The organism is Rhodococcus rhodnii NBRC 100604 (assembly GCF_001894925.1).
Lineage (GTDB): Bacteria > Actinomycetota > Actinomycetes > Mycobacteriales > Mycobacteriaceae > Rhodococcus_F > Rhodococcus_F rhodnii.
In genome coordinates this window covers 66,820-78,345 of record NZ_BCXD01000016.1, presented here as the reverse complement: position 1 = coordinate 78,345, position 11,526 = coordinate 66,820, and the positions used below count along the sequence as shown (strand labels likewise).

General features: G+C 67.3%; 7 protein-coding genes and 1 pseudogene. 4 read left to right on the top strand and 4 right to left on the bottom strand.

Annotation, left to right across the window (positions count from 1 at the left end):
* The first annotated feature begins 148 nt into the window (after positions 1–148).
* The 3 genes and pseudogenes from RR1_RS13290 to RR1_RS13280 all read left to right on the top strand — a co-directional run bounded on the left by RR1_RS13290 (position 149) and on the right by RR1_RS13280 (position 2,711).
* Positions 149–1,014, top strand: a pseudogene (locus tag RR1_RS13290) (MetQ/NlpA family ABC transporter substrate-binding protein).
* Positions 1,015–1,026: 12 nt separating this feature from the next.
* Positions 1,027–2,052, top strand: coding sequence for a methionine ABC transporter ATP-binding protein (locus RR1_RS13285; RefSeq protein WP_010840438.1), 1,026 nt, complete (start codon positions 1,027–1,029; stop codon positions 2,050–2,052).
* Positions 2,049–2,711 carry a methionine ABC transporter permease gene (locus RR1_RS13280; protein WP_010840437.1) on the top strand — a complete coding sequence of 221 codons (663 nt, stop codon included), beginning with the start codon at positions 2,049–2,051 and terminating at the stop codon, positions 2,709–2,711. Before RR1_RS13285 ends, RR1_RS13280 begins: the two co-directional genes overlap by 4 nt.
* A 9-nt stretch (positions 2,712–2,720) precedes the next feature.
* On the opposite strand, the gene RR1_RS13275 is transcribed toward RR1_RS13280, so the two are convergent.
* Positions 2,721–3,200 carry a hypothetical protein gene (locus RR1_RS13275; RefSeq protein WP_242452500.1) on the bottom strand — a complete coding sequence of 160 codons (480 nt, stop codon included), beginning with the start codon at positions 3,198–3,200 and terminating at the stop codon, positions 2,721–2,723.
* 130 nt (positions 3,201–3,330) lie between these two features.
* Entirely contained in the window at positions 3,331–4,233 is a 903-nt protein-coding gene (locus tag RR1_RS13270; RefSeq protein ID WP_010840435.1) for a cutinase family protein, read from the bottom strand.
* A gap of 165 nt (positions 4,234–4,398) precedes the next feature.
* On the opposite strand from RR1_RS13270, the gene RR1_RS13265 reads away from it, so the two are divergent.
* On the top strand, positions 4,399–5,043 hold the full coding sequence (locus RR1_RS13265) for a DUF1345 domain-containing protein (RefSeq protein ID WP_010840434.1): 645 nt from the start codon (positions 4,399–4,401) through the stop codon (positions 5,041–5,043).
* A 55-nt stretch (positions 5,044–5,098) separates the two neighbouring features.
* Here the strand turns inward: RR1_RS13265 and RR1_RS13260 are convergent, their stop codons facing one another.
* Positions 5,099–6,565, bottom strand: a complete 1,467-nt coding sequence (locus RR1_RS13260; RefSeq protein ID WP_010840433.1) for a glutamate synthase subunit beta — start codon at positions 6,563–6,565, stop codon at positions 5,099–5,101.
* Positions 6,558–11,156, bottom strand: a complete 4,599-nt coding sequence (gene gltB, locus RR1_RS13255) for a glutamate synthase large subunit (RefSeq protein ID WP_010840432.1) — start codon at positions 11,154–11,156, stop codon at positions 6,558–6,560. The genes RR1_RS13260 and gltB overlap by 8 nt, the downstream gene beginning before the upstream one ends.
* Between the last annotated feature and the right edge of the window lie 370 nt (positions 11,157–11,526).

Sequence of the window (11,526 nt, the reverse complement as noted above, 5' to 3'; positions counted from 1 at the left end):
CCCATCTGCGCGCAGCGAACCGCCTCCGAGGCGAGGCGGGATCCGATCGCGGTGAGCACAATCGTTCCGCCGCGCCGTCGCTGCCCATAGATTTCCGGTTCGGCCATCCGATCGGTGGCCGTTCCGATTTCTATCGTGGAGACATTCGTTGAAGATCAACCGCGTTCTCGCCGCCGCAGCCGTACCCGTTCTGGCGGTTCTCACGGCCTGCTCGTCCGGATCGGGGGACCAGAATGCCATCCGTATCGGAACGACCGAAGCGAGCGACCGCTCGTGGGAGTTGTTCGAGGAGAAGGCCGCCGACGCCGGGATCACGCTGGAGGTGGTCAACTTCTCCGACTACTCGCAGCCCAACACCGCACTGTCGCAGGGACAGATCGACGTCAACCTGTTCCAGCACCTGCAGTTCCTCGGTGAATACAACGTGGGCGCCGACGACGATCTGACCCCGATCGGGGCGACCCAGATCGTGCCCCTCGGCCTGTACTGCAGCGCCACGCAACAATCGACGACATCCCGCAGGCCGGCGAGATCGCGATCCCGAACGATCCGAGCAATCAGGCGCGTGCCCTCTTCGTGCTCGAGGGCGCAGGTCTGCTGAGCCTGCGCGGCGACAATCCGTCGCCCACCCCCGCCGACATCGACGAGGCGGCGTCGAAGGTGCGGGTGACGCCGATCGATGCTGCACAGACCGCGCTGTCGCTCTCCTCCGTGGACGGCGCGATCGTCAACAACACCTTCCTCGAGCGTTCCGGCATCGACCCGGAATCCGCTCTCTACAAGGACGATCCGTCGAGCCCCGCCGCCGAGCCGTACATCAACGCCTTCGTCACGCGCGCCGAGGACAAGACGAACGAGACGTACCTGCAGCTCGTAGGCATCTGGCACGACCCGGAGATCCAGGACGCCGTACGCGAGGAGTCGAAGGGCACCTCGGTGGAGGTCGAACGCGACGGCGCGGCGCTCGAGCAGATCCTCGAGCGGGTCGAAGCCGGCATCCGCGCCGGGCAGTAGTGGCAGGCAGTAGTGTCGGACACGATCGTCCGGTTCGACGACGTCGGCAAGACGTTCTCGGCCGGAAAGCAGACCCTCACCGCCCTGGACGGCGTCGACCTCTCCGTGCGCCGAGGCGAGATCTTCGGGGTCATCGGCTATTCGGGCGCAGGCAAGAGCACGCTCGTCCGGTTGATCAACGGCCTCGAACGTCCGACCTCGGGACGGATCGAGGTCGACGGCCTCGACATCACAGGACTGTCGGAATCGCGGCTGCGCGACGTCCGCTCCGGGATCGGCATGATCTTCCAGCAGTTCAATCTGCTGCGGTCGCGGACCGTCGCCGGAAACGTCGCCTATCCCCTCGTCGTCGCAGGGTGGCCTCGCGCCCGGCGGCGGGAACGCGTCGCCGAACTGCTTCGATTCGTCGGCCTCGAGGACAAGGCGGCGGCGTACCCCGACCAGCTCTCGGGTGGTCAGAAGCAGCGCGTCGGCATCGCACGCGCCCTCGCGACGTCGCCGGCACTGCTGTTGGCCGACGAGTCGACCAGTGCCCTCGACCCCGAGACCACGCAGGACGTGCTCCGGCTGCTCCGGAAAGTCAACCAGGAGCTGGGAATCACCATCGTCGTCATCACCCACGAGATGGATGTCGTCCGGTCGATCGCGGATCGCGTCGCCGTGCTCGCCGAGGGCCGGGTCGTGGAACTCGGGACGGTGTTCGACGTGTTCTCCGATCCGCAGACCGCGGCGTCGAAGAGCTTCGTCGGCACCGTCCTGCGCAGTAGGCCGGATACCACGGACCTCGATCGACTGTGGCAACCGGAGAGCGGCCGCATCGTCAACGCGGAGGTGCGCGACGCGAGCCGCATCGGGCACGTCCTGTCCGATGCCGGGAGCCACGGCGTGCGATTCGAAATCCTCTACGGCTCGATCACGACGTTGCAGAGCCGGTCGTTCGGCAACCTGACGCTGGAGCTGATCGGACCGGCCGACGGCGTCGATCGGGTGCTCGTGTCGCTGCGAGAGGTGACGACCGTCGAGGAGGTGATCCGATGAACACGGACTGGGAACGCCTGCGCCCCATACTGTTCGAGTCGATCGGCACCACCGTCTACATGGTGGTGATCACGCTGATCGTCGGCGGCCTGATCGGTCTGGTCGTGGGGACTCTCCTCTACGCGACACGCAAGGGCGGGGTGCTCCAGAACGTCGTCGCCCACACGACGCTCAACGTGCTGGTCAACGTCGTGCGGCCGATCCCGTTCATCATCCTGCTCGCCGCACTCGGCCCCGTCACCCTCGCAGTGGTGGGGCGGACCATCGGGACGGAAGCCGCGATCTTCGTGATGATCGTGGCGTCGTCGTTCGCGATCGCGCGCATCGTCGAACAGAATCTCGTGACCGTGGATCCGGGCGTGATCGAGGCGGCGCGCGCGATGGGCGCGGGCCCACTGCGCATCCTGACCACCGTCGTGCTGCCCGAAGCTCTCGGTCCGCTCGTGCTCGGATACACCTTCGTGCTCATCGCCATCGTCGACATGTCGGCGATGGCCGGCACGATCGGTGGCGGTGGACTCGGCGACTTCGCCCTCGTCTACGGCTACCAGCGATTCGACTGGCAGGTCACGTTGGTGGCGACGCTCGTGATCGTGCTGCTCGTGCAGGCGTCGCAGTTCTTCGGCAACTGGCTGGCACGTCGGATTCTGCGTCGCTGATCGGCCCGGTCAGCGCACACCGGCGACCGTCTCGACGCACGCTCCGAGGTAGCGCCCCGCCTGCTCGTCGTCCCAGCCGTGAGCCTCCTGCACGCCGCGGCGAATGGTGTCGAGGTAGGCGGATGCCGGGGCGGCGCGGCGCACCGCGTCGGCCCGGGCGCGCGTGGTGAACGTGTACATCGGGAACCCGTCGCGCTCCCCGACCTGCAGCACGCGGTCGTAACACGCGGGCTCCTGTGCCCGAATGTCGGCGAACTGCTCTTCGGTCACGAGATAGGCGCGGGCGAGGACGGTGCCCGAACCATCCGGGTCGTAGAACGCGCGGCCGCCGGTCCACTGCCGCGACTCACCGGCGAAGTACAGGGCGCCGGGCAGGACGAGCGGGGCATCGCCGGTGGGGGAGGAATGATCTCGCGCACCCGGATGTGCGTGGGCGCCTCCCTTGGGCCGGCCACCCTCGAGGTAGTAGCGCAGGCGCCGACGCTGCATGTTCGATCCGTAACTCACGTACCAGACCCGCATCGCACCGACCGTACTCCCCCTCCCGAAGACGGCTGCAGAGTGCCCGCGTCAGGAACCGAACAGGTGACGCAGATTCGCGCCCTCACCGCGGCACGGTTCAAGCCTTCGCGCGCAGCCAGCTCTTCATCCACTGCAGCGCGGTCGTGCCCTGGCCGTCGACGACATAGCGGCTGTAGTCGTGGTGCACCTGCGACGAGTAGAAGGTCGTGAGCTGATCGACGCGGGCGTTGTTCGCCTGCTTGTCGAACTGCGCGGCGAGCACGGGCAGCCCACCTGCCGCCCAGAGGTCGTGCCACAGCGCGAGCGCCTCGTCGGTGAATGTGCCTGTGACAGGCCCACCCGAGCTGAGCGCCAGGAACCCCGAGAGGCGCGTCACGAAGTCGTCCTTCTCCGTCGAGCAGTACAGATCACCCGTGGCGCAGATGGAGACGACGGACGGCGTCGCCCACCCGAAACCACCGGGACGCGCACCGGCGGCGCCGCTGCCGGGAACACGCGGCCCGACGAGGTTGTCGGTTTCGCTGCGTCGCGGATCCGACAGCAGCCCCACTGCGACAAGCCGATCGGCCGGAATCACACCTGCTCCAGAGCCGATCTCGGCCGCGAGATCGCCTGCGGCGTCGGCGCCCTGGCTGTATCCGAGCAGTGCGATGTCGGTGTCGGCGCACGTCCGCGCCATATCACCGATCATCCCGCGCGCCGCCGAGATCGCCTGAGCCTTGGAGCGGCCGTAGATCTCGCCTTCCCACGGGAAGGCCGTCGCGGCATAGGTGACGTAGTCGGTGCGAACCGAGGACGGCAGACCCCGCGTGACCGCGGACAGCATGCCCGGGCCCGGCTGGCGCCCGTCGGGTCGGTCGGCCGTCTCCCACGTGCCGGGAACAGCCACCACGTACAGGCTGGGACACGGACCAGGATCGGCTGCAGCAGGAGCCGCGGCAACCGCGGGAAGGACAGCAGCTGCCATGATGCCCACCACGAGGGCGACGAGTCGTCTCACGAGGCGGATCGTGTCAGTGCGCGATGAACACGTTGTGGGCTTCAGGTTGCGTACGCGTTACCCCTGGCGAAGCGACTGTGTCGGCCCGGACACCGGAGCGGGCGAATGTGACCCGCTCGGGGCGTGCGCTACGGCATCCTTCCCGTTAGACGCAGACGACCGGAGGTGTTCGTGCCACTCGTGTTCCCGACGTCCGCAGTGCGCCGGCTCGCCCTGTCCCTGCTGGTGGGTGCGGTGGGCTCCGGTCTGGTGGCGGCAGCGGGCGCCACTGTCTCGCTCGCGATCTCGACCGGCATCGTCGCTACCGGGGGCGTGTTCGTGGTGTCGGGCTGGATAGTGCTGTGGCCCATGGACGCCGTGACGACGACACGCAACGTCGCCCGCGAGAACTTCAGTCCGGTGGTGGACGAGGTGGCGCTCGTCGTCGCGGCATCCGGCGGCCTCGGCGGCATCGTCACGCTGCAGGTGGCCGGTGGCTCACGTGCAGACCCCGTCGACGCTGCCGTGGCACTGCTCGGCGTCTTCCTCGCCTGGGGATCGCTGCACCTGATGTACGCCACCCGCTACGCCTATCTCTACTACGACGGCGACGACGGGGGCATCGACTTCAATTCCGACCTGCCCCCGGCATTTCGCGACTTCTTCTACTTCAGCTACAACCTCGGCATGACCTACCAGGTGTCCGACACCGGAGTGTCGAACCCGGACATCCGCGCCGTCGCGCTGCGGCATTGCCTGCTGTCGTACGTCTTCGGCGCCGTCATCCTCGCGGGCACCATCAACCTCGTCGTCGGTATTTTCGCGAGTTGAGCCGCACACGACGAACGCCCCCTCCGAGGAGGGGGCGTTCGGGTACCTGACGTCGCTAGCGTTGCGCGACCGTGGTCGGCAGGATCGGCGCCGGCAGCGCCGTGCTCTGCTCGAGGTACTCGTCCACCGCTGCGGCGGCCGAGCGCCCTTCGGCGATCGCCCACACGATGAGCGACTGGCCGCGGCCGGCGTCTCCGGCGACGAAGACGCCGTCGACGTTCGTCTCGAACTTCTCGCCGCGCGCGACGTTGCCGCGATCGGTGAACTCGAGACCGAGATCGGTCAGCAGGCCCTCGCGCGCGGGACCGACGAAGCCCATCGCGAAGAGGACCAGATCGGCGTCGAGCTGGAAGTCCGACCCCTCGACCTTCTCGAAGCGGCCGTCGACCATCTCGACCTCGTACGCCTTGAGCCCGGTCACGTGACCGTTCTCGCCGACGAACTCCTCGGTGCTGACGGAGAACACCCGCTCGCCGCCCTCTTCGTGAGCGGACGACACGCGGTACATCAGCGGGTACGTCGGCCACGGAGTCGACTCGGCGCGAGTCTCCGGCGGCTTCGGCATGATCTCGAACTGATGCACGGTCTCGGCGCCCTGACGGTGCGACGTGCCGAGGCAGTCCGCGCCGGTGTCGCCGCCACCGATGATGACGACCTTCTTGCCCTTCGCGTTGATCGGCGGCATGCCGTCCGCGTCGGTGATGTCGTCGCCGAGCTGCACGCGGTTCGCGAGCGGCAGGAACTCCATGGCCTGATGGATTCCGTCCAGTTCGCGTCCCGGGATCGGCAGATCGCGACCGATGGTCGAGCCGTTCGCGAGCACGACGGCGTCGAACTCGTCGCGCAGCTGATCGGCCGTGACGTCGACGCCGACGTTCACGCTCGTCCGGAAGACGGTGCCCTCGGCCTCCATCTGCGCGAGACGGCGGTCGATGTGGCGCTTCTCCATCTTGAACTCGGGGATGCCGTAGCGCAGCAGACCGCCGATGCGGTCCTCACGCTCGAACACCGTGACCGAGTGCCCGGCGCGCGTGAGCTGCTGTGCCGCAGCGAGACCCGCGGGGCCGGAGCCGACGACCGCGACCTTCTTGCCGGTCGGCCGCGACGCGCGGATCGGCGTGACCCAGCCCTCGTCGAAGGCCTTGTCGATGATCTCGACCTCGACCTGCTTGATCGTCACCGGATCCTGGTTGATACCCAGGACGCAGGACGCCTCGCACGGTGCGGGGCACAGCCGCCCGGTGAACTCCGGGAAGTTGTTGGTCGCGTGGAGCCGCTCGATCGCCGACTCCCAGTTGCCCTTGTAGACCAGGTCGTTCCACTCCGGAATGAGATTCCCGAGCGGGCAGCCGTTGTGGCAGAAGGGAATACCGCAGTCCATGCACCGGCTCGCCTGCCGCTGCAGGGTGTCCTTCGGGAAGTCCTCGTAGACTTCCTTCCAGTCGAGCAGCCGCAGCGGAACCGGGCGTCGGACGGGCAGCTCACGCGAGCCGTGTTCGAGGAAACCGTTCGGATCACCCACGAGCCGCCTCCATGATCGCTTCGTCGACATCGGCGCCACGAATCTCGGCGTCCTTGATTGCCATGAGAACCTTCTTGTAATCGCGGGGCATGACCTTCGCGAAGTGCCCCGCCTGCTGAGACCAGTCGGACAGGATGCGCGCGGCGACCTCCGAGCCCGTCTCGTCGCGATGACGCTCGATGGCTCCCTTGAGCCACACGAAGTCCTCGCTCTCGAGATCCTCGAGATCGACGAGCTCGGTGTTGAGGTTGGCCTCGAAGTCGCGGTCGGGGTTGTGGACGAACGCCACACCACCCGACATGCCGGCACCGAAGTTCCGGCCGGTCTTCCCGAGGATGACGACCTTGCCGCCGGTCATGTACTCGCAGCCGTGATCGCCGACGCCCTCGACGACGGCGGTCGCCCCCGAGTTGCGCACCGCGAACCGCTCACCCACGACGCCGCGCAGCAGCACCTCACCACCCGTGGCACCGAACAGGATCACGTTGCCGGCGATGATGTTGTCCTCGGCCACGAAGCCCTCGGCCGTCTTCTCCGGCGGGCGGACGACGATCCGGCCACCCGACAGGCCCTTGCCGACGAAGTCGTTCGCGTCGCCGTGGAGCCGCATCGTGATGCCGGCGGGCACGAACGCACCGAAGCTGTTGCCGGCGGAACCGGTGAACTCGATGTCGATCGTGTTGTCCGGCAGTCCCTTCGCGCCGTGCACCTTGGTCAGCTCGTGACCGAGCATCGTGCCCACGGTCCGGTTGACGTTGGTGATGTGCGTCGTGATCCGCACCGGCGTGCCGTTCGCGACGGCCTCGCGCGCCTGCTCGATGAGCTGGTTGTCGAGTGCCTTGTCGAGACCGTGATCCTGCGTCTTGGTGCAGTACAGGTCCTGATCCATGAACGCCGACTCGGCCTGGTGCAGGATCGGCGAGAGATCGAGCTTGCCCGCCTTGCTGCCCTTCCAGTGCTCGATCGCCTTGGCGGTGTCGAGCATCTCGACGTGGCCGATCGCCTCGTCCAGCGTCCGGAAGCCGAGCTGCGCGAGGTACTCGCGCACTTCCTCCGCGATGTAGAGGAAGAAGTTCTCGACGAACTCCGGCTTGCCCGTGAACCTGCTGCGCAGCACCGGGTTCTGCGTCGCGACGCCGACCGGGCACGTGTCGAGGTGGCACACGCGCATCATGATGCAGCCCGACACGACGAGCGGCGCCGTCGCGAAGCCGAACTCCTCGCCGCCCAGCAGTGCGGCGACGATGACGTCGCGGCCCGTCTTGAGCTGGCCGTCGACCTGCACGACGATGCGGTCGCGCAGTCCGTTGAGGAGCAGCGTCTGCTGGGTCTCGGCGAGGCCGAGCTCCCACGGCGCACCCGCATGCTTGAGCGAGGTGAGCGGCGACGCGCCCGTACCGCCGTCGTGACCCGAGATGAGCACGACGTCGGCGTGCGCCTTCGACACACCCGCGGCGACCGTGCCGACGCCGACCTCGGAGACGAGCTTCACGTGGATGCGCGCCTGCGGGTTCGCGTTCTTCAGGTCGTGGATCAGCTGTGCGAGATCCTCGATCGAGTAGATGTCGTGGTGCGGCGGCGGCGAGATGAGGCCGACGCCCGGCGTCGAACCGCGCACCTCGGCGACCCACGGGTACACCTTGTGCGGCGGAAGCTGGCCGCCCTCACCGGGCTTGGCGCCCTGCGCCATCTTGATCTGGATGTCGGTGCAGTTGCTCAGGTAGTGCGACGTGACACCGAACCGGCCCGACGCGACCTGCTTGATCGCGCTGCGACGCCAGTCGCCGTTCTCGTCCGGGGTGAAGCGGTTCGGATCCTCGCCGCCCTCACCGGAGTTCGAGCGGGCACCGAGCCGGTTCAGCGCGATCGCGAGCGTCTCGTGCGCTTCGCTCGAGATCGAGCCGTAGCTCATCGCACCCGTCGAGAACCGCTTGACGATCTCCGACGCGGGCTCGACCTCGTCGATCGAGATCGGCTCGCGCACACCGTCCTTGAACTCGAAGAGGCCACGCAGCACTGCGAGACGCTTCGACTGGTCGTCGACGAGCCGGGTGTACTCCTTGAAGACCTTGTACTGCCCCGTCCGCGTCGCGTGCTGGAGCTTGAACACGGTCTCCGGGTTGAACAGGTGGTACTCGCCCTCACGGCGCCACTGGTACTCGCCGCCGATCTCGAGTTCGCGGTGCGCGCGCTCCTCGGGATTGTCGAGGAACGCGATGCGATGCCGCGCCGCGACCTCGTCGGCGAGCTCGTCGAGCCCGATGCCGCCGAGCTGCGAGGTGAGGCCCGTGAAGTACTCGTCGACGATCTCCTGCGAGAGTCCGATGACCTGGAACAACTGCGCACCGGTGTACGACGCGAGTGTCGAGATGCCCATCTTGGACATCACCTTGAGCACGCCCTTGCCGGCCGCCTTGATGTAGTTCGCGATCGCCTTGTCCCGCGAGACACCCTGCAGCTGTTCGGTGTTGACGAGTTCGTCGACCGTCTCGAACGCCATGTAGGGGTTCACGGCCGCGGCACCGAAGCCGAGCAGCAGCGCCATGTGGTGCACCTCGCGGGCATCGCCGGCCTCGACGATGAGCCCGACCTGCGTACGCGTCTTCTCGCGGACGAGGTGATGGTGCACGGCAGCCGTCAGCAGCAGCGACGGGATGGGCGCGAACTTCTCGTTCGACTCGCGGTCGGAGAGCACCACGACTCGCGCGCCGCCGGCGATCGCCTCGGACACCTGGGCCCGGACGTCGTCGAGCGCCTTGCGCAGTCCGGCGCCGCCGTCGGCGACCGGGTACAGGCCGCGCACGACGACGCTGCGGAAGTCCTGGAAGTCCCCGTCGTCGTTGACGTGGATCAGCTTGGACAGATCGTCGTTGTGCAGGATCGGCTGGGGCAGGTAGATCTGCCGTGCCGCCTCGGCTGTGGGCTCGAGCAGGTCGTGCTCGGGGCCGATCGTGCCGCCGAGGCTCGTGACGACCTCTTCGCGGATCGCGTCGAGCGGCGGGTTGGTGACCTGCGCGAACATCTGCTGGAAGTAGTCGAACAGCATCCGCGAGCGGGCCGAGAGCACCGCGATCGGGGTGTCGGTGCCCATCGAGCCGAGGGCTTCGCCGCCGGTCGCCGCCATCGGGCGCACCAGCAGGTTCACTTCTTCGGCGGTGAACCCGAACATCTGCTGCCGCAACACGACTCGCTCGTGCGACATGTACGTGTACGGACGCGCGGGCAGGTCGTCGATGTGGGTGAGACCCGCGTCGAGCCACTCCTGGTAGGGGTGCTCGGCAGCGAGTTCGTCCTTGATCTCGTCGTCACCGATGATGCGGCCCTCGGCGGTGTCGACGAGGAACATCCGGCCCGGACGCAGCCGGACCTTCTTGACGACGGTCGCCGGATCGATCGGCAGCACGCCGACCTCCGACGCCATCACGACGAGGCCGTCCTCGGTGACCCACAGCCGCGACGGACGCAGGCCGTTGCGGTCGAGGACGCCGCCCACGACGGTGCCGTCCGTGAAGCACACCGACGCCGGGCCGTCCCACGGCTCCATCAGCGTCGAGTGGTACTGGTAGAACGCCTTGCGGGCGGGGTCCATCTCGTCCTGGTGCTCCCACGCCTCGGGGATCATCATCAGGACGGAGTGCGGCAGGCTGCGCCCACCGAGATGCAGCAGCTCGAGCACCTCGTCGAAACGCGCGGTGTCCGATGCGCCGTCGGTGCAGACCGGGAAGATCTTCTCGAGCGCCTCGGGGCCACCGAAGACGTCCGAGTCGATGAGCGCCTCACGGGCACGCATCCAGTTCTCGTTGCCCGTGACGGTGTTGATCTCACCGTTGTGCGCGACACGGCGGAACGGATGCGCGAGCGGCCACGACGGGAACGTGTTGGTGGAGAAGCGCGAGTGCACGATGCCGAGTGCCGACTCGACGCGCTCGTCCTGCAGGTCGACGTAGAAGCCCTTGAGCTGCGGCGTCGTCAGCATGCCCTTGTAGACGAACGTCTGGCCGGACAGGCTCGGGAAGTAGACGGTCTCCTGACCGGTCGCGCCCTTGCCCGCACCCTCGCTGCCGAGCTCGTGCTCGGTGCGCTTGCGGACGATGTACGCCTTGCGCTCGAGCTCGAGGCCGTCGAGCGAGCCGTCCTCGGCGCCGATGAAGATCTGGCGGAAGGTGGGCATCGCATCACGTGCGAGCGCGCCCAGCGAGGAGTCGTCGATCGCGACGTCACGCCAGCCGAAGACCTTCAGGCCCTCCGCCTCGACGATCTTGTCGACGGCCTCGGCAGCCTGCTCGGCGGCCTTGCGTCCCTGCGGCAGGAAGGCGATACCCGTCGCGTACGCGCCCTGCGGGGGCAGCGGGAAGTCCACGACGGCACGGAAGAACTTGTCCGGAACCTGGATCAGGATGCCGGCACCGTCGCCGGAGTTCGGCTCGGATCCGGCGGCACCGCGATGCTCGAGGTTGATCAGCGCGGTGATCGCCTTCTCGACGATGTCCCTGCTCCGACGACCCTTCATGTCCACGACGAACGCGACACCACAGGAATCGTGCTCGTTCGCGGGATGGTAGAGGCCTTGCGGCCCTGGAAGTTGCTTCATACCTAGCCTTCGCATGCCAAGAGATGCACCGACGACCAGCAGCGCTGATGGCCATCATCCTGAAAGGCGCACCGTCACCTCGATGTGACAGGCACCACCGATACGCTCTCGCTCCACACAGGCGCTGGGTGCGGCTCGCACCGATCTGGCGCAGCCTCGCGACGCGGCTCTCGGTCGGTTGAGACTGTTGTGAGTCAACCGTGTAAACGGAACGATAATTCAGACAGGTGAGAAGTACACAACTAAGGGTCGGCTAATACCTCGTCCACCTGCGACAACTGTGTCGGAGAGCACGTCTGCACCCGGTTTACTCATGTGAAACGAACGTCGATCACATCGCTCGGCTCCTCGTCGGAACGAAGCCCCGGAA

What these genes read in the sequence shown, in the direction of transcription:
- gltB (WP_010840432.1), bottom strand. Translation starts at nt 11,156, where the DNA reads ATGAAGCAACTTCCAGGGCCGCAAGGCCTCTACCATCCCGCGAACGAG.
- RR1_RS13275 (WP_242452500.1), bottom strand. Translation starts at nt 3,200, where the DNA reads ATGCAGCGTCGGCGCCTGCGCTACTACCTCGAGGGTGGCCGGCCCAAG.
- RR1_RS13280 (WP_010840437.1), top strand. Translation starts at nt 2,049, where the DNA reads ATGAACACGGACTGGGAACGCCTGCGCCCCATACTGTTCGAGTCGATC.